This window comes from Pyxidicoccus sp. MSG2, from assembly GCF_026626705.1.
In the GTDB taxonomy this organism is placed as follows: Bacteria; Myxococcota; Myxococcia; order Myxococcales; family Myxococcaceae; genus Myxococcus.
This window is the reverse complement of the sequence record NZ_JAPNKC010000001.1, coordinates 1,056,287-1,080,162: the sequence shown is the minus strand read 5'-3', so window position 1 is coordinate 1,080,162 and position 23,876 is coordinate 1,056,287. Positions and strand designations below refer to the sequence as shown.

At 70.3% G+C, this 23,876-nt stretch carries 16 protein-coding genes and 2 pseudogenes; 9 read left to right on the top strand and 9 right to left on the bottom strand.

Going from position 1 to position 23,876, the window contains the following annotated elements; all coding sequences use genetic code 11:
• Window positions 1-222: 222 nt before the first annotated feature.
• Genes clpP through OV427_RS04445 form a run of 4 tightly spaced genes read right to left on the bottom strand, consistent with a single transcriptional unit; the run spans window position 223 to window position 2,673 of the window.
• Window positions 223-828, bottom strand: coding sequence for an ATP-dependent Clp endopeptidase proteolytic subunit ClpP (gene clpP / locus OV427_RS04460; RefSeq protein ID WP_267854864.1), 606 nt, complete (start codon window positions 826-828; stop codon window positions 223-225).
• Complete coding sequence (locus OV427_RS04455) at window positions 825-1,364, bottom strand: SRPBCC domain-containing protein (RefSeq protein WP_267854863.1); 540 nt, start codon at window positions 1,362-1,364, stop codon at window positions 825-827. The genes clpP and OV427_RS04455 overlap by 4 nt, the downstream gene beginning before the upstream one ends.
• On the bottom strand, window positions 1,361-1,687 hold the full coding sequence (locus OV427_RS04450) for a metalloregulator ArsR/SmtB family transcription factor (RefSeq protein WP_267854862.1): 327 nt from the start codon (window positions 1,685-1,687) through the stop codon (window positions 1,361-1,363). Before OV427_RS04450 ends, OV427_RS04455 begins: the two co-directional genes overlap by 4 nt.
• A gap of 56 nt (window positions 1,688-1,743) precedes the next feature.
• Window positions 1,744-2,673 carry a LysR family transcriptional regulator gene (locus OV427_RS04445; RefSeq protein WP_267854861.1) on the bottom strand — a complete coding sequence of 310 codons (930 nt, stop codon included), beginning with the start codon at window positions 2,671-2,673 and terminating at the stop codon, window positions 1,744-1,746.
• Between the two features lie 106 nt (window positions 2,674-2,779).
• Between OV427_RS04445 and OV427_RS04440 the strand changes: the two genes are divergently transcribed.
• Window positions 2,780-3,418: a glutathione binding-like protein gene (locus OV427_RS04440; protein WP_267854860.1), complete on the top strand. Its 639-nt coding sequence runs from the start codon at window positions 2,780-2,782 to the stop codon at window positions 3,416-3,418.
• Window positions 3,419-3,431: 13 nt separating this feature from the next.
• Here OV427_RS04440 and OV427_RS04435 read toward each other — a convergent pair whose 3' ends face one another.
• On the bottom strand, window positions 3,432-6,365 hold the full coding sequence (locus tag OV427_RS04435; RefSeq protein WP_267854859.1) for a serine/threonine-protein kinase: 2,934 nt from the start codon (window positions 6,363-6,365) through the stop codon (window positions 3,432-3,434).
• Here OV427_RS04435 and OV427_RS04430 point away from each other — a divergent pair.
• The 3 genes from OV427_RS04430 to OV427_RS04420 all read left to right on the top strand — a co-directional run bounded on the left by OV427_RS04430 (window position 6,349) and on the right by OV427_RS04420 (window position 9,499).
• Entirely contained in the window at window positions 6,349-7,050 is a 702-nt protein-coding gene (locus tag OV427_RS04430; protein ID WP_267854858.1) for a sigma-70 family RNA polymerase sigma factor, read from the top strand. The two genes, OV427_RS04435 and OV427_RS04430, sit on opposite strands and share 17 nt — an antisense overlap.
• A gap of 283 nt (window positions 7,051-7,333) precedes the next feature.
• Window positions 7,334-8,401, top strand: a complete 1,068-nt coding sequence (locus OV427_RS04425; RefSeq protein ID WP_267854857.1) for a hypothetical protein — start codon at window positions 7,334-7,336, stop codon at window positions 8,399-8,401.
• 6 nt (window positions 8,402-8,407) lie between these two features.
• Window positions 8,408-9,499: a peptidylprolyl isomerase gene (locus OV427_RS04420; RefSeq protein WP_267854856.1), complete on the top strand. Its 1,092-nt coding sequence runs from the start codon at window positions 8,408-8,410 to the stop codon at window positions 9,497-9,499.
• Between the two features lie 376 nt (window positions 9,500-9,875).
• On the opposite strand, the gene OV427_RS04415 is transcribed toward OV427_RS04420, so the two are convergent.
• Window positions 9,876-11,306, bottom strand: a complete 1,431-nt coding sequence (locus OV427_RS04415; RefSeq protein ID WP_324289927.1) for a serine/threonine-protein kinase — start codon at window positions 11,304-11,306, stop codon at window positions 9,876-9,878.
• A 240-nt stretch (window positions 11,307-11,546) separates the two neighbouring features.
• On the opposite strand from OV427_RS04415, the gene OV427_RS04410 reads away from it, so the two are divergent.
• On the top strand, window positions 11,547-12,299 hold the full coding sequence (locus OV427_RS04410; protein WP_267854855.1) for a ZIP family metal transporter: 753 nt from the start codon (window positions 11,547-11,549) through the stop codon (window positions 12,297-12,299).
• 700 nt (window positions 12,300-12,999) lie between these two features.
• Entirely contained in the window at window positions 13,000-14,055 is a 1,056-nt protein-coding gene (locus OV427_RS04405) for a hypothetical protein (RefSeq protein WP_267854854.1), read from the top strand.
• Window positions 14,056-14,197: 142 nt separating this feature from the next.
• Here the strand turns inward: OV427_RS04405 and OV427_RS04400 are convergent.
• The 3 genes and pseudogenes from OV427_RS04400 to OV427_RS04395 form a co-directional block, all read right to left on the bottom strand.
• Window positions 14,198-14,449 (bottom strand): annotated as a pseudogene (locus tag OV427_RS04400) (TIGR04013 family B12-binding domain/radical SAM domain-containing protein); the annotation flags it as partial.
• A gap of 126 nt (window positions 14,450-14,575) precedes the next feature.
• A pseudogene (locus OV427_RS50705) lies at window positions 14,576-14,716 on the bottom strand (hypothetical protein); the annotation flags it as partial.
• A 158-nt stretch (window positions 14,717-14,874) separates the two neighbouring features.
• Window positions 14,875-15,759, bottom strand: a complete 885-nt coding sequence (locus OV427_RS04395) for a LysR substrate-binding domain-containing protein (protein WP_267854853.1) — start codon at window positions 15,757-15,759, stop codon at window positions 14,875-14,877.
• A 101-nt stretch (window positions 15,760-15,860) separates the two neighbouring features.
• On the opposite strand from OV427_RS04395, the gene OV427_RS04390 reads away from it, so the two are divergent.
• The 3 genes from OV427_RS04390 (at window position 15,861) to OV427_RS04380 (ending at window position 23,803) form a co-directional block, all read left to right on the top strand.
• Window positions 15,861-17,498, top strand: a complete 1,638-nt coding sequence (locus OV427_RS04390; protein WP_267854852.1) for an acetolactate synthase large subunit — start codon at window positions 15,861-15,863, stop codon at window positions 17,496-17,498.
• A 26-nt stretch (window positions 17,499-17,524) separates the two neighbouring features.
• Window positions 17,525-18,958, top strand: a complete 1,434-nt coding sequence (locus tag OV427_RS04385) for an aldehyde dehydrogenase family protein (protein WP_267854851.1) — start codon at window positions 17,525-17,527, stop codon at window positions 18,956-18,958.
• Between the two features lie 105 nt (window positions 18,959-19,063).
• A complete protein-coding gene (locus tag OV427_RS04380; RefSeq protein WP_267854850.1) occupies window positions 19,064-23,803 on the top strand; it encodes a HEAT repeat domain-containing protein in 4,740 nt (1,579 codons plus the stop codon).
• Window positions 23,804-23,876: the final 73 nt, after the last annotated feature.

Here is a 23,876-nt window from a genome sequence, read left to right as displayed (position 1 = left end):
GATCGTCCGCAGGGCGGACGCTCGCTGCTGGGGCGAGCCGTTCTGGGCAATCTGACGGGCGAGGTAGGGGGGGAGGATGCAGTGAAGGGAATGTCGGTGTCCGGGGCTGTGGCACATCTCAGGGCGCTCCTTCTGGAGTGTTCACAGAAGGAGGAGGGGGATGGCGGCCGTTGTGACGGGGCCTGGGGGCCGCGCCTGCTCCGCTGCTCCCCGAGACGCTGACTAGCGGGCCTCGGGCTCCCTGGACGACAGCGGGCGGACCACGACCTCGTCGATGATGCCGTACTGACGGGCCTCCTCGGCGCTCATGTAGTAGTCGCGGTCGGTGTCCTTCTCGATGCGCTCGAGGGCGTGGCCGGTGTGCTTCTGGGTGATTTCGTTGAGGCGCTGCTTGAGGCGCAGCATCTCCCGCACCTGGATTTCGAGGTCCGTGGCCTGGCCCTTCGCCCCTCCGTGGGGCTGGTGCATCATGATGCGCGCATTCGGCAGGGCGTAGCGGCGGCCCTTGGCTCCCGCCAGCAGGAGCATCGCGCCGAAGCTGGCGGCCTGCCCCACGCAGATGGTGGACACCGGAGCGCGCACGTACTGCATGGTGTCGTAGATGGCGAGCCCCGCGGTGACGCTGCCTCCCGGCGAGTTGATGTAGAGGCTGATGGGCTTCTCCGGGTCCTCGCTCTCCAGGAAGAGCAACTGGGCGACGATGATGTTGGCCACATCGTCGTTCACCTCCGTGCCCAGCATGATGATGCGGTCCTTGAGCAGCCGGCTGTACAGGTCGTACGTCCGCTCTCCGCGGTGCGTCTGCTCGACGACGTAGGGAATGTTCATCGCACGGCCTCCGTGTACGTCGCATGCACCCGGCGCACGGCCCGGAGTGAAGGTCTCCTGAAGAGCGGGCGGGCACCCACCCGCGTGCGTGCACGCCGGGGCAACCCCTCCCCACCGAGGCGCGAGGCGAGCGAGTCGAGCACCGGGCCGCCAGAGCCGGTGGCCACGGCGCACACCGGGGCGCGCCAGTGCGTGAGGACGAGCCGGACCTTCTCGCCCTGCGGCGTCAGCTCGAAGGTGACCTCCGAGTGGGGTGTCCCCACATCGCTCCACGTGAAGGCCAGCACGCGCGGTGGCTCGCACCGTGTCACCACGCCCTGCACGGTGCGCTCCGTGGGGCGCTGCTCCGCGCCTTCCGTGCGGAGCGGCTGGAGCTCGACGCGGCCTCCCTCTCGCAGCTCGATTCGGGAGACGGCGAGCCACTCGGCCAGCAACTCCGGCTCGGTCAGGTAGCGCCAGACGAGCTCCAGTGAGCCCGGGAGCAGTCGCTCGAGACGTGTGCGGCGCTCCTCGGGCGGCGGGGCGGAGGGGTTCAAGGGCGTCTCCGTTTCTTCGTTTCGGGGTGCGCTGCCAGTCGCTGCTCGAGCACGTCGAGCCGCTCGTTCCAGAAGCCTCGGATGCGGTCGACCCAGCCCTCGAGCGCGTCGAGGCCCGCGGCGTCCAGCGCGTAGATGCGGCGCTGGGCCTCGGCGCGGACCTGGACCAGGCGCGCCTCCTTCAGCACCTTCAGGTGCTGGGAGATGGCGGGGGCGCTGATGTCGAAGCTCGCCCCCAGCTCCCCGGCCGAGCGCTCGCCGCCGGCGAGCAATTCCACGATGCGCCGACGCGTGGGGTCGGAGAGGGCAATGAAGGCGTCCACGCCCCGTATTTAAGTCCGGAGCTAATTAAGCGCAATCTTAAATGTGGCGCCGGGGCTCAGCCCACCGCGAGTGCGCGAGGGACGGTGGGTTCGAGGGCGGCCGCGAGGCGGAGCGCGGCGTCGCCGACCTCGGGCCGCCAGGCGATGCGCCAGGGCCTGCGCAGCGGACCGGACGTGAGCCGCTTCGCGACCAGGTCTCCCTTGCCGAGGTGGGGGCCGGCAATCCACTCGGAGAGCACGGCGACGCCCATGCCCGCGCGGGCCACGTCGAGGATGGCCTCCGTGAGCGGCAGCCGCTCGAAGCGGAGTCTCGGCCGCTCGCGGCCGAACGCGCGGGTCATGAACCAGTGCACCTCCGCGGGGGGCGTCTGTCCCGTCAGCAGGGTGCTCTCGCGGAGGTCGTCCCGCGTGAGCGCCTTGCGCGACGCCAGCGGGTGCGACGCCGACATGACGAAGATGACCTCGTCCGAGAAGACCTGCCGCACCTCGAGCCCGGTGCGGGGCACGGTGGCGGAGGTGATGAGGGCGACGTCGATGTCTCCCGCCACGAGCGCGGAGACGGGGGACTGCGTGTGCTCCACCGCCAGGGCGAGCTGGAGCCCTGGCAGGCTCTGGCGCAGCTTCACGAGCGCGGAAGGCAGCCAGTGGTAGGCGGTGTAGCACTCGCAGACGAGGCGGAGTCGGACGGGCGGGGCCACCGGCGTGCGCACGCGGTGCTCCAGGTCCCCCCATTCGACGAGCAGGCGCTTCGCGCCAGCGACGAGCTGCTCTCCCGCCGTGGTGAGCACGAGCCCGCGAGGCGTGCGGTCGAAGAGGCGCGCCCCCAGCTTGTCCTCCGCTGACAGGAGCGCGCGGCTCACCGCGGGCTGCGTGAGGTGCAGCACGGTGGCCGCCTGCGCGGTGGTGCCGGCGGACGCCAGGGCGAGCACGACGCGCAGGTCTCGGATGTCCAGGCGGGGGTTCGGGGGAGGGCCGATGTCATCCATGCATCGAGCCTATGCCAACTATGCGTTGGATGCATCGGCTCGAAGTGCGCACTGTTGCGTCCGTTCCCACGTGGGGAACGAGACCCAATACCTCGGAGTCACTCCCATGCAGCTCTACTTCTCACCCCTGTCCTGCTCGCTGGCGACCCGCATCTCCTTCTACGACGCCGGCGCGGAGGCGGCGTACATCGAGGTCGACCCGAAGACGAAGCGCACGTCCGAGGGAGGGGACTTCCGCGAAGTGCACCCGCTCGGCCTCGTCCCGACGCTTCGAACCGATGATGGCGACATCCTCACGGAGAACGCCGCCATCCTGCAGCACGTGGCCGAAGTCCTTCCCCGGGCGAACCTCGCCCCGAAGGACAGCAAGGGCCGCACGCGGCTGCAGCAGTGGCTGTGCTTCATCGGGACCGAGCTGCACAAGGCCCTCTTCGCGCCGCTTCTCGACAAGAAGGCCCCCGACGCGGCGAAGGCCTACGCGCTGGAGAAGGGGGCCTCGCGCCTCGCCTACCTGGAGGCGCACCTGACGGGGCGCGAGTTCCTCCTAGACGGCTTCAGCGTCGCCGACGCGTACCTGTTCGCGGTGCTGAACTGGTGCCAGGTGACACCCATCGACCTGAAGCAGTACCCCGCCATCAACGCCTACTTCTCGCGCTTGCGTGAGCGGCCGAGCATCGCGAAGGCCTTCGCGGAAGAGGCGAAGCTCTACGCGGAGGAATTGAAGCGGCACAAGGCCAGCGCGTGAGCGTGGGGGCCGCTCACCGGGCGGCGGAGGGAGGCGAGCCCCGGGCCTCCAGCCACCGCTCGATGGCGTCGAGCTCCGGAGGGTGCCCCCGCTCTCGCGGGAGGCTCCGGTAGTAGTCCGCGGCGGCGCCCGCGAGCGGTAGCGCCCGCTCCAGCTCTCGCGGCTCGCTCGCGAGCGCCCGGGCGAGCGCGAAGCGGGCATCCGCGAGGTTGGCTCCCGCCGTCTCCCGCGGCTCCCGCTCGAAGATGGCCACCGCGCGCTCCAGGGGCACGCGGGCCCTTCGCGGCGCGCCCATTCCCACGAAGTCGATGCCCAGCCCCAGCAGGTCGATGGCCACCTGGACGCTCCCGGGCCCCAGCGCCTGCTCGCGGATGGCCCGGGCACGCTCGTGGTGCTCCGCCGCCTGAGGGTAGCGCCCCAGCTTCGCGAGCGCGCGTCCCATGCCGGAGAGGGACGAGGCGACCTTCGTGTCCTTCGGGCCCAGCTGCTTCTCCCGGATGCGGGCCGCGCGCTCGAAGGACTGGAGTGAATCCTCCGCGCGGCCCAGCTCGAGCAGGAAGCCGCCCAGATTGTGAAAGGTGCTCGCCGTCGTCAGGTGCTCTTCGCCGAGCACGCGCTGGAAGATGGCCAGGGCACGCTTCCCGTGCTCCAGCGCGCCAGCCGGGTCTCCCGCCTGCACCTGGTGCACGGCGATGGAGTCGAGGACGACGGCCAGGTTGGGGTGCTCCGGGCCATAGGTCCTCGCGTAGATGGACTCCGCCTCCAGCAGGAAGGGCAGGCCCTCCTCGTGGCGTCCGAGCAGCCCGAGCGTCTGGCCCACGCCGAGCAGCGCCGTGGCGAGCTCCGGCTCCTCCGCCGTGAAGGTCTTCCTCGCCATCGCGAGCGCGCGGTGGCTCTCCTCCAGGGCCTCGGCCAGCCGGCCCCGGGCGCGGTGGAGGCTGACGAGGTTGCGCGAGAGCATGGCCTCGATGCGCGCGTCTCCGCCCAACCGCTTCAGCGCCGCGGTCGCGTGGCGCGCCGTCTCCTCGTCCGGGTCCAGTTCCGCGCCCACGAAGCTGAGCAGCCGCACCAGCGCGGCCCAGGACTCCGCCGCCTGCCGGTCATGCCGGCTGGACTCCGCGGCCTGGATGGCCCGGTGCAATGTCCGGATGGCATCGCGGTACTGCCGCGCCTGGCCCTGCGCCTCCGCGAGGAGGTCGAGGACCTCGGCCTCCAGCGGGCCATGGCCCACCTCATGGGCCTCCCTGGCCACCGTGCTCGCGAGCTCCAGCGCGGGCATCACCTGCCCGGCGTTGAGCTTCGCCCGCACCGCCGCGCGCCCGGTGCGGATGCCCTCCATCCGGCGCCGCGTCGGTTCATCCAGGGGCGGCGGCTCCGGCGAGGCGAGCGTCGCGAGGTCCGCGCACGGGGCCAGGCTCTCCAGGCCATGCGCCGCGCGCGCCGCGTTCTGGATGACCTGGGCATCCGCGCCCGCCAGCGTGTCCACGACGGCCGACAAGTCCTTGAGGCGCTGGTCCAGGCAGATGACGCGCCTGTCCAGCAGCCGCTCCGGCTGGAGTCCCGTCACCCGCGTGGCGACGCAGGCCTCGTGGCTCGCGGCCACCCAGTCGCGCGAGTAGCCATCCAGCGTGCGCTCCACCTCGCGCCAGGCGCTCGGTGCGAAGGGAAGGGGGCTCGCCGCGAAGACGGTCCGCACGGCGCTCTTCCGGGGCGCATCCCACACACCGGCGAGCGCCTGCGCACTGCCTTCGCATGGGTCCCCCGACGTGGACCGATTCAGCGCCGCGCCCCCGGCGACGAGGACCAGCCCCGTGGCCGCGGCCACTCCCGCCCTGCGCCACGTCGCGCCCGGCGCGCGGCCCAACTGCCGGAGCAGCGCGTCCATGGAGGCGTGGCGCTGCTCCGGCGACGTCAAAAGTCCCTGGAGGAGCGCCCTGTGCACCCAGGCCGGCACACCCGCTTCACGCGTGGGGCGCACTCCGCTCGCGGCATCGGCAGGGGACGGGCGCCGGCCATACAGCGCTTCATGCAGCGCGACGCAGTAGCTGTACTGGTCGCTGCGGGCATCGGGTGTCGCCCCGCGAGTCTGCTCGGGCGCCATATAGGCCGGCGTGCCCAGCACCAGGTCCGAGCGTGTGAGGGACTCAGCCCGAAGACCGCCTGCGCGGGGCTCGGGCGTGGGCTCCTGGGCGTCCTCGAGTCCCTGGACGATGCGCGCGAGGCCGAAGTCGGTGATGCGGACGCGTCCGTCCCGGCCCACGAGGACGTTGTCGGGCTTGAAGTCCCGGTGGACGAGCCCCTGCGCGTGCGCCGCGGCCAGTCCCCGCCCCGCCTGGAGGAACAGCTCCAGCAGCGCGCGCCAGTCCCGGGGGCTCTCCTGACGGCGCATGTGCTCGCGAAGCGTGGTGCCGTCCACGAGCTCCATGGCGAGGAACACGTGCTCCCCGAAGCGGCCCACGTCGTGAATCGTAATCACGTTGGGGTGGACGACGCGCGCGGTGGCCTGCGCCTCCCGCAGCAACCGCGCCTGGGCCTCTTCCTGCCGGGCGGGGCGAATCGCATCGATGCGAATCAGCTTCAGCGCGACCCGGCGATCCAACTCGGGGTCATACGCCGCGTGGACGACGCCCATCCCTCCCGCGCCAAGCCGCTCGAGCACCACGTAGCGCCCCAGCAGGGCCCCCCGCTGGAGCCATGGGCGCATGGGCGGTGTAGGGCCTTCGGCCTCCTCGGTGCTGGAACTCCGCGGGTCCTCGTCGTCCTGGGCCCGCGCGGCTTCGGCGAGGAGCGCTCGACAGACGGCGCAGGAATCCAGATGCTGCTCCACTGTCACGGCCTCTCCGGCGCCCAGCTCGCCCCGTGCGAAGGCGAAGAGTTGTCGGGTGTCGAGGCAGTCCATGACGAGGGAACGATAGCCGACGCGGGTGGTCATGACGATGAACGACACGGACCCTCAGGAAGACCTGGCCCTCGCCCGGGCGTGTGCTCGGGGCGACGCGGCGGCGCTTGCCGCGTTCGAGTCACGCTTCATTTCTCCGCTCAAGAAGTCCCTGCTGCTGAGGGGCCTGGACGTCACCACCGCGGACGAGGCCCTTCAGTTCCTGCGGGTGAAGCTCTTCGTTCCCGAGGGAGCGCGGCCGCCCCGGATTCTGGACTACGCCGGGCAGGGCACGCTGCTGGCGTGGCTTCGCGTGGCGGCCCTGCGCACCGCGCTGAACATGTTGCGTGAGCGGAAGGGGGCGGTCGGCCTGGACGACTCCCAATTGGAAGAGGTCGCCGCGCCCACCGACGATGCCGACCGGCGCTACATCAAGGACCGCTACCGGAAGGACTTCACCGAGGTGTTCCAGGAGGCGCTGAAGGCGCTGCCGCCTCGGGACAGGACGCTGCTGCGGCTGCACCTGGTGGAGGGCCTGGGGACGGCGCAGATTGCCCGCGCCTACCGCGTCGACCGCTCCACCGTGAAGCGCTGGCTCGCGCAGTCGCGTGAGTGGTTGCGCAACGAGGTCCGCGTGCGGCTTGCGGCCCGCATCGGCGTGGACACGCCCGCGCTCGGCAGTTTGCTGCGGGAGCTCCAGAGCCAGCTCGACCTGAGCATCCGCACCGCCATGCGCGACCCGACGCCTCTGTAGAGGCACGGCGCCCGGAGCGGCGGAAAGTGCACGGATATCAAGGGTTTGTGTGGTGGGCGCGCGCGTCCGCCGATTCTCGTGCGCCACCTGGCGTGCGTGCGTGTCCTGGAAACGAGGCAGCCCTTTTCTCGTTCCTTCCAGTCCACGGTGTGAGTGGATGGAATTGTATTGTCTTTGCTTTTGATGTGTCTGTGAAATGTGTCGGTGATTGAGAGTCATTGCGCAACTCGAAATCCCGCCTGTCGACAATACACATCGAACACTCCCCCCGGAGCCCCCGCCCATGCGACCCATTGGAGACGCCCCCAGGATTCCCATCAAGAAGCCCGAGCCGAAGCCGCACAAGGCCGAGCCGAAGAAGAAGGAGCCGAAGAAGGACGTCATCGACCGAGTGGCGGAGAAGAACGACGGCAACGGCCTGCGCGCAAACGGCGTGAAGAGCGTGGCCGACCTCGGGATGATCGCGAAGGGCGGCCGCGACGTGCGGACCGAGAAGCTCCAGTTCGGCCCCTGGGACATCTCGAAGAACGCGCACCGCACCGTCACCGCGCGCAACAGCCCCTTCACGCGGACGGCCTCGGGCTTGGGTGGTGCGCTCGGCGTCGCGCAGCTCCCGTTCGCCGGAGCGTCGATGGTCAGCGACCTCCGCGCGGGCTTCCGGCAGGGCTGGAACCGCGAGCGTGCGGAGAAGGCGCTGGGGTCGACGGCCAGCTTCGCGTCCGTGGGCCTCAACACCGCGAAGGGCTTCGCGGAGCTGCGCGACGCCCGGAAGAACGTGAAGGCCGTGACGAAGGGCTTCCGCGACGCCATCGACGGGCAGGCGGCCCGGCCGGGACGGCTGCACCCGAACCCGGACACCGCGGCGCACTACCGCCACGACATCCAGCGGAAGGCGGGCTCCACCGCGAAGCAGATGGCCCAGAAGTACCTGCGGGCGGGCGGTGACGTGTCGGTGCGGGACCTGAAGCACGTCGCCGACACGCGGATGAAGAAGGCCGTCGCCAGCGGCGCGTCCAAGGCGATGGCATCTCAGGGGCTGAAGGCCGCGAAGGTCGCGGGCAAGGCTGGCGGCCGCTTCGTCCCCGGGCTCAACGTCGCCATCGCGGCGGCGGACGGCGCGGCGTTCTACTCGACGCTGCGAGACCCGAAGGCGTCGGTGGGCAAGAAGGTCACCGCGGGCATCACCGCGGCCGGCTCGGCGCTGGCGGCGACGAACATCCCCATCGTCTCGCAGGTGGGCGGAGCCGTCTCCACCGTGTCGAGCATCGTGGGTGCCGTCGGTCCGGAGAAGATTGGCCACGCGGTGAAGGACGGCGCGAAGAAGGCGCTCGGCAAGCTCAAGTTCTGGTGAGGTCCCATGTCGATGCAGCCTGGCTCCCCTGAGGGTGGAGCGGAGTCGTCCCTGGGAGAGCTCCAGGGGCTGATGTTGTTGAAGCGCTCTGCGGGCGCGCTGGCGCTGGATGGCGCCAGCGCGGTCCGGCTCCCTTCCGTTCGGGCCCCCTCATTGGAGGGGCTCTCGGTGGCGGTGCCCGCGCGGGTGCCCGTCACGGAGGAGGACATCCTGGAGCGCTTCGATGCGCTGTGCCGCGAGCGGGCGCCACGCCGGGAGCGCGCGCCCGGGGAGGAGGTCGCGGCGGGAGACGAGGTGCTGCTGGATGTCGTGGGCTATGCCAATGGCAGGCTCATTCCGTTCTCGGTCCGCACGGACTGGTGGGCCGACGTGACGCCCGAGCCGCTGCTTCCCGGCTTCTTCGAGGCGATGGTCGGGGCCGTGGTGGGACTCTCCCTCGGGGTGGAGCTGGTGCTTCCGGAGACCTATGCGGTCGCCTCACTGGGTGGGGCCACCGCGCGGTTCATCGTCGACATCCGCGCCGCGCGCGAGGTGACGCCGTTGGAGGCCGGGCCCGAGGAGCTCCCACGGCTGTTGGATTCGGGCGACACGCTCGATGACGTCCTGCGGAACCTCGCTGAGGAACTGGTGGAGGAGCGCGAGGTGGCGGCGCGGCGGGAGCTCCAGGAGCGGGTGCTCGATGCGCTGGTGGAGCGGACGGATGTGGTTGTGCCTCAGGGCCTCATCGATGAGGAGATTCGACACCGGTGGGCCGTGGTGGAGTGCCCCGTGCTCGTCGAGAAGGACTTCAACTCTGACGAGCTGGCAGAGGCGTGGGAGGGATGGAGGACCGATGCCGCCACGCGACTCGACGCCGAGTGGCGACTGAAGGCGGCGCTGGCGCTTCAGGCCATTGCCGCGCGCGATGGGGTGCGGCCGGCGTATGCGGACGCGAAGGCGCTCCACGATGCCGTCACCGCAAGCGCGGGAGCTCACTCCGACGAGCTGGCGAAGCTGTTCGACTCCAGTCCGGCCGTGCTTCAGCGGTTCGAGAACCTCGTCATGCATGCCGCCGCGCTGGACCACGTGCTGTCGAAGGTGGAGCTCACTTTCGAGTGACCTGACACTGCACGGCTACGGAATTTCAGGGGCAGACGCGCGACTTGAGGCGGGCAGGCGGGCGGGTGCGAATGCCGGCGTGTAACACGTGCCCTTGTACACGTACTCCACTTCGTCGCAGTCCTTCAAATCCGCCACCAGCTTCTTCCAGCATCCGCCATTGATGGGAACGTAAGACCTGCGGGGACATCGCCCCGTGGCATCCGGGCGTATCTGTCCTGGAAGAGGCCTCGGTGGAAGGTCCACTGCGATGGTCGACCACGCGGACGGGACCTGGGTCGGGGGCTCCAGCCCCTCGTTCCAGTGGAGCAGCGTTGCAACCACGAGACTCGACACACAGGACCGGGCCCGCGCCCCGAGTGGGTCGCGGCGTCTGCTATCGGGTTTCATGCTGCTCCGCCGGGTTTGAGGTAGCGGGGCGAGAGGGGGGGAACACGGGCAGATAACAGATTCCCTTGTACACATAGCTATCCTTGTCGCACTCCTTGGGGTCCGCAGCCAGCCTGGCCCAGCAGCCACCATTGATGGGAACCTGCCAACTGCCGGGGCAGCGACCAGTGGCATCTGGTCGGCTTTGCCCTGGAAAGGGCCTGGAAGGCATATCCAGGGCGATGGGCGACCATGTGGATGGAGCCTGAGTGGAGGACACGGGCGCTGTCAGCACCGAGTCCCCCACGGCCACAGTGCCACCATCCCTCTCATCCACGCTCATCGGAGCCTCCGCCGTCACGGGCTCCTCCTCAGGATGCATTCGCAGCATCCATCCAGCTCCCAGGGCCATCGGCCCACCCAGACTCGCCACCGCGAGCCAGGGCCAGCGTCTCCTTCGAGATGGACGGGGCTCCGGGTGACGGGGGGGCCAGGTATCAGACGGCCGAGGCTCGTCTCCGGTGAAGAGCGGCACATCCGCATCAGCCCCCACTGTCCGGGCGGCCTTCTCCAGCGCTTGGGCCAGCTCGCGCGCGCTACCTCGCGCATCAGGACGCAGAGCGAGCATCCGGGCAATGAGGTCGGCCAACGCCAGAGTGCAACGGTTGTTGCTCGCCCTTGGAGACCGGTCACCGCTGTCCTCCTGGCGCCAGCGCCCCGTTGCCTTGTGCTCCGGGGGCATCAACGGTGGATACTTCTGGGCAACCAGCCGGTAGGCGGTGACTCCCAGCGCGAAGACATCATCCGTGGCGGAGGGTGCATAGGGTGTTGTCCAGATCTTCTTGTCGCTGCGGAGCACAAAGCTCCACGCCTCCGGCGCGCGATAGGCCGGCGTCCCTGGAGGGAACGGCTGAGACGTCAGCGTCGCGGCCCCCACGTGGTGCCCGGAGCCGAAGTCCGTCAGGAACGCCTGCCCATCCGAGTGCCGCACCAACACGTTGCTGCCCTTCACGTCCCTGTGGATTCCGCCCACTGCATGAGTGGTCTCCAGCGCTCGCGCGAGTTGAGCCAGAAGCTGGAGCACCTGACGGGAGGTAGGTCGCTGCTTCCGCGCCCACTCATAGAGCTGCATGCCCTCCACGAACTCCATCGCGAGCCAGGGGTAGGGCGGGCCCTCAGGGTTCTGCCACTGCCCATGGCCCCTGAGCGCGGGCACGGCCGGATGGCGGATGCGGGAGAGAAGCTCCACCTCGCGAGCAAACCGTGCATCCGAGGGGTACAGGGCCAGCTTGAGGGCGACGACGTCCTCCGCCACGTCCACGCTCTCGGCGCGGTAGACGGTGCCGTAGGTGCCGCGGCCTCGCAGTTCCAACACTCGCCACGGTCCGACCTCCGTCCCAGGGGGCAGGTACGCCGGATTCAGGTTGCCCATCTCCATGACTGTCCTCGCGAGGAGGTGCGTTCCCTCCACTCACCCGGGAGACTACTCGCGGAGTAGGGGGTTTTATGAGCAATCTCCCAGGTGGACGTGGGAGCTGCAATGGCCGACGTTCCACCTGCTTCGTCCAGCAGCCGTCAACTCGCCTGGCCCGGGAGGATTCACGTCCTCGACCGGGAGTCCGGGGCCGCTACGGTGCGGAGTTTCACGTGCCCTTGCGCGGGCGCGGGAGGTGCGGGGATGCCGTTGTGGCTTCAAGCAGGACTCTGGGGACTGCTCGCGGGGAGCGCGCTGCTGATGGGCGCGGGCGTGGGCTATGCCTTCCGGCTTCCGGTGCGCCTCATCGCTGGAATCATGGCCTTCGGCGCGGGCGTGCTCATCTCCGCGCTCTCCTTCGACTTGATGGATGAGGCCTTCCACCAGGGAGGCTTCGTCCCCACGGCCCTGGGCTTCATCTCCGGCGCCGGGGTCTACAGTCTGGCCAATCTCGCGCTCGCGAACCGCGGGGCCAGACACCGCAAGCGCTCCGGACAGCAGCCCTCCGAGTCCGACTCGGAAGGGAGTGGAACGGCCATTGCCGTGGGCGCGCTCCTGGATGGCATCCCCGAGTCCATCGTCATCGGCGTCAGCCTCATCGCGGGTGGCGCGGTGAGCACGGTGGCTGTCGCAGCCGTCTTCCTCTCCAATGTGCCCGAGGGGTTGTCCTCCGCTGCGGGAATGAAGCGGGCAGGGCGATCGAAGGGGTACATCTTCGGAGTATGGAGCAGCATCGCGCTCATCTCCGGGCTCGCGTCCCTCGTCGGCTATGTCGTCTTCCGAGACCTCTCGCCAGCCGTCGTGGCGGGGACCACGGCCGTCGCCGCCGGCGCCATCCTCGCGATGCTGGCGGACACGATGATTCCCGAAGCCACCGAGGGCACCCACAACCTGACGGGACTCATCACGGTCCTCGGCTTCCTCGCCGCGTTCGTGCTCAGCAAGCTCGGACGTTGAGGCCGGGGTCCTTCACCTCACGCGTCACGGGGGCGGCCGGGAGTGCACTTCTTTGAATCCTGCAGAGTCGCTCCAGTCGTTGGCGGGAGTGAAGCGGAGGCCTTCGGGTTGAAGGGCGAGCACGGCACTGACGACGGATTCATGGAAGAGGTGCACGGAGACTGACTCCGCCAGGCGGAAGACGAGACGGTCCTCCGGTGGCACCTCTCCAATCTTCTCCATGTCGAGCACCAGGTGCCGGATGCCGATAACTCGCCCTCTCTCGCTGACGTCCAGCACTGATCGCGCTCTGTCCACGGATCAGTGGGTTCGTCGGCACGGGAGAAGCAAGGCGCAGTTGGATGGGCCGTTCCTCCACCACCGGCTCCATCCTGGAATAGCGGCTTCCGTCCTCCTCCCACTCGAGCGAGGTCGTCGAGCTTCGCCTTCACCGCGTCCGGGTACGCGAGGCTGAGCTCGAAGGCATGGCCCTCGGAGTGGTTGCCGCGATGGATTGGGACGCCCAGTTGGCACGCGAGGTAATCGAGAGCCAGGACTGACGTCCGCCCGCGGCCCCCCGGCCGGGTCAGTCCTTGCCCGCGACGGGGCACGGCGAAGCGTTACAGGCCTTCTATTCGCCCTATGCGTAGGAATAGTAGGGGTTGCTCTCGCAGACCTCGCCTATCTTCGTGAGACTCGCGGTGGTGCTTGAGGAGGTGTCATGTTCAATCAAGTTGTCATCAGCATCGTCGTCGCGCTCGGACTCGTGCACGGTGTGGCAACGGGCCCCAACGTGGAGACTCTCGACGTGACGACCTTCACGCCGCCTTCCGGCTGGAAGCGCGTCGAGCGCGAGGGCTCATCGGTCGAGTACGTGGTCACGAACAACAAGGCAGGCGCTGCCGCGTCCGTCACCATCGTGCGCAGCATCCCGGCCGTCGGCGACGCTCGCGCCAACTTCGACAAGGCGTGGAGCCACTTCATCAAGGCGGTGCTGAGCGACGCACCGGCGCCGACGATGGCGCCCGCTGCGAGCCGCGGAGACTGGCAGCTCGTGAGCGGCACGACGAAGTACACGTACGAGGGTCGCGCCGCCACGACCACAATCCTCACCGCGACGCGCGACGCGAGCTACGTCGTCGTCATCGCGACCACAATCGGCACAATCTTCGAGAGGGACGTCGACAAACTGCTCGCATCGCTGAAGTTCGCCGCGCCTGCGGCGCAGGCCCCGGCCGCCACGCCTGCGCCCACGACACCAGCGCCGGCTACGAGAAGCGCCCCGGCATCCACAGCGGAGCTCACGGGCGCGTGGGGCTTCAGCACCGGCGGCGCGATGGGCCCCAGCCAGTTTGCGGCCTGGCTCAACGACCGCCGTGAGTACACGTTCGACGGCCAGGGGAACTACACGTTCATGCGACGTCACAACGTCGATCACGACCCCGACACGTCAATCATCCGCGAGCGTGGCACGTACACGCTCGTTGGAGACATGCTGAAGCTGACACCGACCAAGAGCGAGCGCGAAATCTGGAGCAAGGTGAAGAGCGGCGCCAACGCTGGCGCGTACGACCAGTTTCTGCGCCGCGAGAAGGTCGCGCTCGAGAAGTCCGAGTACCGCGTGTCGTTCACGTTGTACCTCGACACGCAGGTCCCGAACCTGATGCTGACGCCGCGCGCAGCGACGCAGCGCGACGGCAACTTCAACGCGACGACGCAGTACCGGCTGTTCCGGCCCGACGGCAAATACTACACGGCCATCCCCCCGACCCCCTGAGTCGGCAGGCGTTTCTGCGGGCCATGCTCTCTGACGCGGCCTCAGCGAGGGCACGTCGCGGAAAGCACAGTTGCAGAAGTTGCGCATCGCGGCGAAGCGTCCGGCCAAACGCCCCGGGCGACGGTGGCTCGGAGAAGTGCTGTCACGGTGTGTGAGCCCGGGTGGCGCGAGGCTTGCGGCGCGAGACGATGCCCTCCGCGAGGGCGGCCTGCTGCGTCCAGTGGCCGTAGAGGCGCCCCTGCGAGGCCAGCCGGTCCAGCTTGCGCTGTGTCTCTCCGTCGACGCGTCCTGCGGGAGCGTCCCGGAACGGCGTGCCCGGCAGCGGCATGAAGGTGTGCCCGTGCACGCGAGCGCCCAGCGCGGCGAGCTGCTCCATGAGGGCCACCGTTTCCCGAGGCGACTCCGCCTCCTGCCGTGCCGGCCTCGTTCCCGGTGGAGCGCGCAAGCGACGACGTGGAGAGTGCGACAGACGCACCTCAAATGGTGACGGACCTGGAGCCTCCCGCCAGGTCCTGCTCCTGGCGATGTTGGGGAATGGCACCGGCACCGGCCCACCTGGCCCTGGCGCCTTGCACACGTCCGGAAACCCCGCCACCGTCCCGCCGCTCTCCTTCGTCACCGGGCTCAGCCCGTTGACGAGCGTGGTGTTCTCCTTCGGCATGGCTCGTCTCCGACTGGCGGCGACGATGACGAGTTGCAGGGCACAGCCACATCGCTCCAGCGGGCGGGTAGGTGGTCCCGGCGAACACCTGCTGCGGTCCGACGCTCGGTCGCGCCTGAGGGCTCAGCAATCCCGGACGTTGACACCGGGCTCCCGCGTCACCCCGCGTCCTCCTTCGCCCGCGCACGCACCTCCGCCGCGAACAGCTCCGCCGCGGGCGTCCGAGGCGCGCCCTTGCGCCAGAGGAGTGCAGCGAGCTCGGAGCGTGGCGCCGGAGACAGCCGCTTCACCACCAGGCGCTCGGCGTCCGCGAGCCGCGGCTCGGGAAGCACCGTGACGGCCAGCCCCGCGCGGACGATGGCGAGCACCGTGGCCACCGCGTTCGATTCGAGCGCCACCCGGGGCGCGAACCGCATCGCCGCGAACCATGCGTCCACCCGGGAGCGCACCCGCAGCCCGCGTGACAACAAGGCGAACGGCTCCTCCACGAGCAGCTTCACCCCCACGGACTCCGCGCCCGCCAGCGCATGTCCCCGTGCGACCACCAGTGCGAGCCGGCTGTCGAAGACGGGCTCCGCATCCAGGTCGGACAGCCGCGCGGGCGCATAGCCCAGCCCCACGTCCAGCTTGCCGTCCGCGAGCCGCCGCTCCAGCCGCCGCACCACCGCCTCCTCCGCGCTCAGCGCCAGCCCCGGGTGTCTGCGAAGCACCGCCGCCAGCGCCGGCACCACGAGGCCGCGCATGCTCGGCGGGTAGCCGACTCGCAGCGCCCCCGTGGTGAGCCCCCGCAGCGCCCCCACCGCGGACAGGCCCGCATTCACATCCTCCAGCGCGCGGGACGCATACGTGCGGAACAACTCCCCCGCCTGTGTCAGCCGCACCCCGGCGCGTGCCCTCTCGAAGAGCGGCGTGCCGAGCTCCTCCTCCAACTGGCGGATCTGCTGCGACAGCGTGGGCTGCGAGACGTGCACCCGCCGCGCGGCGCGCCCGAAGTGCAGCGTGTCCGCGACAGCGGAGAAGTACCGGAGGTGTCGGAGCTCCATGCCTCCATCATAGATGCCATCTATCGGGTCGATGATAACAAACGAATGTACGAATCGAGCCTCACGGGTACATCTTCCTCGTCACGAAGGAGAGGCACCCGATGAAGGCATCAGACCTGTTCGTCAAAGCGCTCGAAGCCGAGGGCGTGCGCAGCATCTACGGGCTTCCCGGCGAGGAGAACCTGGACCTGCTCGAGTCCATGCGCGCCGCCGGCATGCGTCTCATCGTCACGCGGCATGAGCAGGCGGCCGGGTTCATGGCCGCCACGCAAGGCCGGCTCACCGGCCGGGCGGGCGTGTGCCTCGCGACGCTGGGCCCGGGCGCCACCAACCTCGTCACGGCCGCGGCGTACGCCCAGCTCGGCGCCATGCCCATGGTGATGCTCACCGGCCAGAAGCCCATCAAGGTCAGCAAGCAGGGCCACTTCCAGATTGTCGACGTCGTCGGGATGATGCGGCCCCTCACCAAGTCCACCCGCACGCTCGTCTCGGCGGAGCATGTCCCCTCGGCCGTGCGCGAGGCCTTCCGCCGCGCGGAGGAGGAGCGCCCCGGTGCCACGCACCTGGAGCTGCCCGAGGACGTGGCTCGCGAGTCCACCGACGCCGCACCCCTGTCGCCCGGCGTGAGCCGCAGGCCCGTGGCCGACGAGGCTTCCATCGCCCAGGCGGTGGAGGCCATCGCCTCGGCCCGCCGCCCGCTGCTCATGATTGGCGCGGGGGCCAACCGCAAGCTCACCTCGGAGATGCTTCGCGTCTTCGTGGACCGCGTGGGCATGCCCTTCTTCAGCACGCAGATGGGCAAGGGCGTGGTGGATGAAACGCACCCGCTGTGGATGGGCACCGCCGCGCTGTCCGACGGCGACTTCGTCCACCGCGCCATCGAGGCCTCGGACTGCATCGTCAACGTGGGCCACGACGTCATCGAGAAGCCCCCGTTCGTCATGCGCGACGGCCGCCGCACGGTGGTGCACCTCAACTTCTCCTCCGCCGAGGTCGACCCCGTGTACTTCCCACAGGTGCAGGTGACGGGGGACATCGCCAACGCGGTGTGGCGCATCGCGGAGGGCGTCGGCCCGCGCTCGCACTGGGACTTCACGCCCTTCGAGCGCGCCCGTGCCGGGCTCGACGCGCAGCTCCTGAGCGGCGCCGCCGATGACCGCTTCCCCATCTACCCCGCGCGGCTCGTCGCGGAGGTGCGGCGCGCCATGCCGGATGATGGCGTCGTGTGCCTGGACAACGGCATGTACAAGCTCTGGTTCGCCCGCTACTACCGCAGCCGCCGGCCCAACACGCTGCTGCTGGACAACGCGCTCGCGACGATGGGCGCGGGCCTGCCGTCCGCGATTGCCGCGAAGCTCGTCCACCCGCGCCGCAAGGTGCTCGCGGTCTGCGGCGACGGCGGGTTCATGATGAACTCGCAGGAACTGGAGACCGCGGTGCGGCTGAAGCTCGACCTGACGGTGGTGGTGGTGCGCGACGACGGCTACGGGATGATTCGCTGGAAGCAGGGGGAGATGGGCCTGCCCGACTTCGGCATGACGCTGGGCAACCCGGACTTCGTCCGCTACGCGGAGGCGTACGGCGCGCGCGGGCACCGCCCGGGGAGCGCCACCGAGTTCGGCGCCACGCTCGCCCGCTGCCTGGAGTCGGGCGGCGTGCATGTCATCGACCTGCCCATCGACTACTCGGACAATGCACGGGCGCTCGGTGCCGGTGTCGAGAGCGCGGTGGTGCCGTGAGCACGAGAGAGAAAGTGGGGAACACCATGCTGGCTGAACGCTACCCGTACTACCTGGCCAACCGGCCCCGGCAGCCCAATGCAGAGCTGCCCGTCATCGACAAATACTCGGGCGAAGTCGTCACGCGCGTGGCCGTGGCCGACGCGGCCGCAGTGGAGGAGGCCATCGCCGCCGCCGTGCGCGCCGCGGGGCCCATGCGGAAGCTGGCCCCGTACGCACGGCAGGAGGTGCTGGAGCACTGCGTGCGTCGCTTCCAGGAGCGCTTCGAGGAGTTCGCCCTCGCGCTCTGCATCGAGGCCGGCAAGCCGCTGCGCGACGCGCGGGGGGAGGTGACGCGCCTCATCGAGACCTTCAAGGCGGCGGCGGAGGAGGCCGTGCGCGGCGGGGGCGACGTCCTGAACCTGGAGGTGTCGAAGCGCACGGCGGGCTACCGGGGCTTCACACAGCGGGTGCCCGTGGGGCCTGTCTCCTTCATCACCCCGTTCAACTTCCCGCTCAACCTGGTGGCGCACAAGGTGGCGCCCGCCATCGCCGCGGGCTGCCCGTTCGTGCTCAAGCCGTCGGACCGCACGCCCGTGAGCGCGCTGCTGATGGCGGAGGTGCTCGCCGAGACGGGCCTGCCCGAGGGTGCCTTCTCGGTGCTCCCGACGCGCCTGGAGGACGTGGGCCCGTTCATCGAGGACGACCGGCTGAAGCTGCTCTCGTTCACCGGCTCGGAGAAGGTGGGCTGGGACTTGAAGGCCCGCGCCGGCCGCAAGAAGGTGGTGCTCGAGCTGGGCGGCAACGCGGCCTGCGTGGTGGACCGCGACCAGGGCGAGCAACTGGACTTCGTCGCGGACCGCATCGCGCATGGCGCCTTCTTCCAGGCGGGCCAGAGCTGCATCTCCGTGCAGCGCGTGCTCGTGCACGAGGAGTTGTACGGCGCCTTGCGTGAGCGGCTCGTCACGCGGGCCAGGGCACTTCGCGCGGGCAACCCCCGGGACGAGGCCACCACGCTCGGGCCGATGATTGACGAGCCCGCCGCGCGGCGGCTGGAAGGCTGGATTCAGCAGGCCGTGAAGCGGGGCGCCACGGTGCTGGCCGGAGGCGGGCGGCGCGGCGCGCTGCTCGAGGCCACCGTGCTGGAGGGGGTGCCCGTGGACGAGCCGCTGTGCGCGGAGGAGGCCTTCGGACCCGTCGTGCTGCTCCAGCCGTTCAGCGACTTCGAGGAGGCGCTCCGCCTCGTGAATGACGGCCGCTACGGCCTGCAGGCGGGCATCTTCACGAAGGACCTCTCGCGGGCGATGCGGGCCTGGGACGAGCTGGAGGTGGGCGGCGTCGTCGTCGGGGATGTGCCGAGCTTCCGCGTCGACACCATGCCCTACGGCGGCGTGAAGGGCTCCGGGCTGGGGCGCGAGGGCGTGAAGTACGCCATGGAGGACATGACGGAGTTGCGGCTGCTCGTGCTCCGTCAGGGCTGAGTCGACTCGGGCTCTCATGCCGGCGGAGGAGGGAGTCAGGCCGTGGCGCGTGTTCCGTCCCCTCGGGACCTGCCGGGCTCCCTCCGGCCCGCCTATAAGGGTCCCATGCCTCACTCACAGCCCGTCGAGCTCACCCCGCGTCGGAGCCGTGCGCTGCTGGAGCAGCGTCTGCGCACCGAGCGTCTGGCCCCCACGGAGCTGCGCGCCCTGCTGGAAGCGAAGGACCCCGAGGAGGTCCACGCCGCGCTGCTGCACCTGAAGCAGCGCCTGGAGCGGCTGGAAGGAGGCGACACCCCGTCACTCCTGGTGGAGGCGCTTCCCACGACACTGGGGGCGTGTGCGCCCGAGTCGCAGGTGCTCCTCGCGGAGCTGGCGCGCCTGCTTCCCCCCGGTGTTTCCCTGGCACGGCTGGCATCGCTGGCGGAGGGTACAAGGCCCATCGAGGCCGAGGTGGCGTGGCTCGTCACGGAGGTGCTTCGCGAGCCCGCGAGGCTGGCCACGCATCCGGGTGGGGAGCGGCTCCTCCGTGCGGTCCAGCGGCTCACGCTCTCCGATGCGCCCGATGCGGAGGCGCTGGTCGATGCGCTGTGTGCTCACCCGGACCCGGAGGTGCAGCTCACGGGCCTCCGTCACCTGGGCGAGGCGCTCGGCCTGGGGCTCGTGACGCTGACTCACGCGCTGACGGTGGTGGTGTGTGCCCTCGATGCCACCGACGAGCGCGTGGCGCTCCAGGCCGCCGGGTTGCTCGCGGAACCCTGGGCGGCGAGGCCCGACCTTGCTCCCTCCATCCATCCGCTCCAGTCGCTGCTCGGGCGCTCGGAGCGGCTCGCCATCGCCGCCCTTCGTGCCCTGGCTCACCAGGGAGCCTCCTCCGCGCTGAGGCTCGTGCTGGAGGACGAGCGCCAGTGGCGCTCCGTGCGGCGCGAGGCCATGGCGCTGCTGGCTCCCTTCGCACGCCATGAGGAGCTGCGACTCGCGCTCCTCGTCTCACGGCAGGACCCATTGTGCTTCGGCCCCACTTGCGCGGGGTTGCTCCAGACGCTCTACCGGCGAGGCGTACGGTGCGAGCCGGAAGACGTGCCGCTGGTGCGTGAGCTGTTCCTCGCCAGCCCGGCCACTGCGCCCGGCGTCATCGCGGAGGTGCTGAGCCTCCGGCAGCGCGAGTACATCGAACCGCTGTGGACGCTGCCCTCCACGGACGCGGCCTTTCCCCGGCACCTCGCGCTCCTGCGGGAGCTGGATGGCAACGAGGCGCTGAACCTGCTCCGGGTGCTGCTCGTCCGGCCCGAGGCGCGTCCGCTCTGGCCCGAGGTCATCGAGGCGCTCGGACACCAGGGCTACGAGGCCAGCGAAGAGCCCATTCTCGGGGCCTTCGATGCCGAGCCGTGGGCCTGCCTGGAGGCGCTCCGTCACGTGGGCGGTGAGCGCACCGTCGAGTTCCTCCGCTCCCATCCAGAACTGTCCGTCGCCGCGTGGCGTGCCGAGGCCCTCGACGTGGTGGCGGCGCTCGAGGACGCGCCTCCGGCCACCATTCCCTGGCCCGTCGAAGGCGAGCCGAGCCGGGAGGTGCTCGCGAGCCTCCAGCCCGTCTACTCCGACGCGGCCTTCGCCGAGGTCTCCCGCATTGCCCGCCAGACGCAGCACCCGTTGCGGCGCCAGGCCATCGGACAGCTCGGCCGTGAGGCCCGGCGGCGCGCACTCGTGCCACTCGGTGAGCTGTTGCTCGACGCGGATGAAGCTGTCCGGGCCGTGGCGCATCAGGCCATCTCCGACGTGGGTCGTGGGCTCCATGCGAGTGGTCGCGTACGCCCGCGCGGGCTGCTCACCCGTGCATCGGAGGACGAGGCGGGCGCGCTCGTCCTCGCGGAGTGTCTGCTCGACCAGCTCCAGCAGCGGGACCTGGGTGATGCACAAATCGAGCGGGTGTTGGGACAGCTCGTCGGCCGGAAGCATCCGACGCTTGCGCCGCGGCTGCGGCGGTACCTCCGCCATGGGAGCGTGCACGTCCAGAAGCTCGCGCTGGAGTGCCTTGCCTGCTCCGGGGACTCACGGGCCGTGGCGTGGCTGGTTCCCTTCGCACGCTCCGAGGACATCTATCGCCTGCGTCAGGCGCTCAGCGGCCTCGGGGTGTTCAAGGTGGACTGGGCGGTGCCGCTGCTCGCGGCGGGGCTCGACCACCCCAACATGAACATCAAGAAGACCGCCGCCGAGGCGCTCGCGACGGTGGGCCCTGGCTGGCCGGCGCCCATCGGAGTGATGCTGGGCTGGCTGCGGCGCCACGACAACCCCGGTCTGCGTGAGTCCCTGGTCCGCGCGCTTCGTGCCGCCTGCGGTCGTGGCTACGTGCCCACGGTGCTCGAGGCGCTCCAGGCCGCCGCCTCGCCTCGCGAGCAGGGACTGTTGTGCGAGGCCCTCTCCGGTGTCCTGTCACCCCGCACCCTGGTGGCGCTCCTGCGGCGCGGGGCGGGCTCCGCGAAGGTGCTGCTCGACGCGGTCCAGGGTGGCGTCCTCGAGCTGTCGCCGGAAGCGCTCGAAGAGCTGGCGGTGTTGCTGCGCCGCCATGGGTTGTCGCAGTGGCTTCCCGACACGTCCGATGACCCCGAGCAGGCCCGGCTGCTTCGTGAGCGACGGTTGGATGCGGACCTGGCGTGGATGGATGATGTGTTGTCGTCCGGTGATGCGGCCACACTCGAAGCAGCGGAAGAGGACTTCACGAAGCTGCTCTCGGCGGCGGCAACGACGGGCCTCACCGACGCGCGGGCGGCCGTCCTGAAGCGACACCTGGACGTGATTCGTGCCTTGCTGAAGGGGCCGAAGTCTTCCCCCCGTCGACTGGCGCTCTCCCTGTTGACGGCGCTCGCCGGGCGGCTGTCCGGGGCCGAGCGGATTGGCGCACTCTCGGACGTCCGGCGTGCATGGGCGGATGAATCCATCCAGCCTCATGAAGCCCTCGCCGTCATGCAGCGGCTCGGGGCCGTGCTGTCCCTGGAGGAGGCACGGATTGCGTCTGCGTTGCCCGACGAGCGTGTGGCGCTGTGGGGCGCCGAGCGGCTCGTCCTCGCGGGGGAGCTGTCCGGCCAGCGACTGATGGAGGCGCTCGTCCAGGCCCGCTCGCCCTCGGTGCGGCGGTTCTTCGTGCCGTATGTGCTCCGGTGGGTGCCTCCGCTCCAGGTGCTGGAAGCCGTGGCGCGGGGGCCGCATCCGGACCTGTTGGAGACCGTCCGGAAGGAGTGGGGGACGCACGTTCCGGAGGATGCGTTGCTCGCGGAGCTCGCTCGCGCCGCCGAGGCGACACCGCCCGCGAAGGTGGGGCCGCTCGTGCGGTGGATGGGGGACGTGGGAACGGAGGCGGCCCGTGTGGTGCTGCGGCGACTCGCACGACACCCTGAGCAGGGGCTCGCCCTCGCCGCGCTCTCCGCGCTGGGGACTCCCGCGTCGGATGAGGACGAGGCGCTGCTCGTCGACCTGCTGTCCCATGCCCACGTGGAGGTCCGCCGGCAGGCCGCGCGACAGCTCTGGCGGATTCGTGGCCTGCCCCGGCTCCAGTCGCTGCTCGAAGACCTCGGCGAGGAGCGACCGCTCCGGTGGGTACCCCCAGGGGCGCTCGACCGTGGGGACCTGGAGGCCCTCCGTGCGCTGCTCGGCTCCGTGGAGGAGGGGATGGAGGGAGAGGTCTGGCTGGAGTCGCTGGTGGAACTGCTGGAGGGGCTCAGGCCGACGGCGCGCCTGCTGCCGGCGTACGTCACGCTCCTGCTCGACGTATGGCGGCTGGGCCGTGGGCGCTCGGGGACGATGGCGGCGGACACGCTCCGTTCGCTCCCGGCCACCCGGGTGCTGCCCTTCATCCTCCCGAGGCTTCGCGAAGGCCACACCGCGGTGCTCGAGGTCCTCTCCGGCAACGTGGTGTGGAGCCCCGAGTTGCTGGCGCTGTTCACCCAGGCGCGAGGGCTGGAGCGCACGCACTTCCTGGAGCTGCTCCAGCGAGGAGCCTCCGCCCATGCCATCGAAGGTCGCAAGCTGGAGGATGCGCTCTTCCGCATCGTCCACGAGGACGAGGACCATCGCGAGGCGGCGCTGCGAGTGCTCGGAGGGCTCGCCTCGTGGGGGCGTCGCGACGAGGCCTTCCGCATGGGTGGGTGGCTCGTCGACCTCGCGAACCGGAAGGAGGATGCAGTGGCGCTGGCGGCGCTGTTGCAGGGGCTCGAGCGACAGGGCCCGGAGGTGCGCATCGCGCTGCTCTCGCTGGTCGACACCCCGGCGCTGCGGGCGGACGTCGTCACCGCCCTGGCGCCCATCCTCCTGGATGACCCGTCACTGGACAGGAACCTCACTCCCGAGCTGCTGCGCGACGTGGAGCGGAGGCTGGAGACGCTCGCCTGGGAAGTCCCGGAGCCGGACCCGAGGGCGCTGGAGTGGATGGCGCGCCGAAGGGAGCCTCACGTGGTCGAGCGGTTGGCCCGGCTGCTCTCCCACCGGAAGTCCTCGGTGCGCCTGCGCGCGCACCGGCTGTTGCGGGAGCTGGTGCCCCGGGAGCAGTACCTGGAGCTGACCCGCGAGCTGCTGAACGATTCGGAAGCAGGTCATGTCGTCCGGGCCATCCGGACACTCGCCTTCGGAGGGCACCGTCCCGCGGTGGCGGAGGTGGCGGCGCTGCTGCACGACCGCCGCAATCCCGTCGCACGTGCGGCGCTGGAGGGACTGCTCGTCATGGGAGACGCCGCACTGCCCATCCTCCGGGGCGAGCTGGCCCATGCCCGACCGGATCGCCGCGCGGCACTTGCCGAGGTCATCGCGAGCCTGGAGCAGGCCTCGGAGCCTCGCCTTCGCGGGGCCGGCACCGCGTGACGGAGCCCCGGTTCGAGGGCCTGGAGTTGGTGTCGACTTCGTGGGTTCGAGGAAGATGTGCGCATGGGGTGGG

What these genes read in the sequence shown, in the direction of transcription:
- OV427_RS04445 (WP_267854861.1), bottom strand. Translation starts at nt 2,673, where the DNA reads ATGGATGACATCGGCCCTCCCCCGAACCCCCGCCTGGACATCCGAGAC.
- OV427_RS04395 (WP_267854853.1), bottom strand. Translation starts at nt 15,759, where the DNA reads ATGGAGCTCCGACACCTCCGGTACTTCTCCGCTGTCGCGGACACGCTG.
- OV427_RS04410 (WP_267854855.1), top strand. Translation starts at nt 11,547, where the DNA reads ATGCCGTTGTGGCTTCAAGCAGGACTCTGGGGACTGCTCGCGGGGAGC.
- clpP (WP_267854864.1), bottom strand. Translation starts at nt 828, where the DNA reads ATGAACATTCCCTACGTCGTCGAGCAGACGCACCGCGGAGAGCGGACG.
- OV427_RS04415 (WP_324289927.1), bottom strand. Translation starts at nt 11,306, where the DNA reads ATGGAGATGGGCAACCTGAATCCGGCGTACCTGCCCCCTGGGACGGAG.
- OV427_RS04380 (WP_267854850.1), top strand. Translation starts at nt 19,064, where the DNA reads ATGCCTCACTCACAGCCCGTCGAGCTCACCCCGCGTCGGAGCCGTGCG.
- OV427_RS04425 (WP_267854857.1), top strand. Translation starts at nt 7,334, where the DNA reads ATGCGACCCATTGGAGACGCCCCCAGGATTCCCATCAAGAAGCCCGAG.
- OV427_RS04385 (WP_267854851.1), top strand. Translation starts at nt 17,525, where the DNA reads ATGCTGGCTGAACGCTACCCGTACTACCTGGCCAACCGGCCCCGGCAG.
- OV427_RS04430 (WP_267854858.1), top strand. Translation starts at nt 6,349, where the DNA reads ATGACGATGAACGACACGGACCCTCAGGAAGACCTGGCCCTCGCCCGG.
- OV427_RS04405 (WP_267854854.1), top strand. Translation starts at nt 13,000, where the DNA reads ATGTTCAATCAAGTTGTCATCAGCATCGTCGTCGCGCTCGGACTCGTG.
- OV427_RS04390 (WP_267854852.1), top strand. Translation starts at nt 15,861, where the DNA reads ATGAAGGCATCAGACCTGTTCGTCAAAGCGCTCGAAGCCGAGGGCGTG.
- OV427_RS04440 (WP_267854860.1), top strand. Translation starts at nt 2,780, where the DNA reads ATGCAGCTCTACTTCTCACCCCTGTCCTGCTCGCTGGCGACCCGCATC.
- OV427_RS04420 (WP_267854856.1), top strand. Translation starts at nt 8,408, where the DNA reads ATGTCGATGCAGCCTGGCTCCCCTGAGGGTGGAGCGGAGTCGTCCCTG.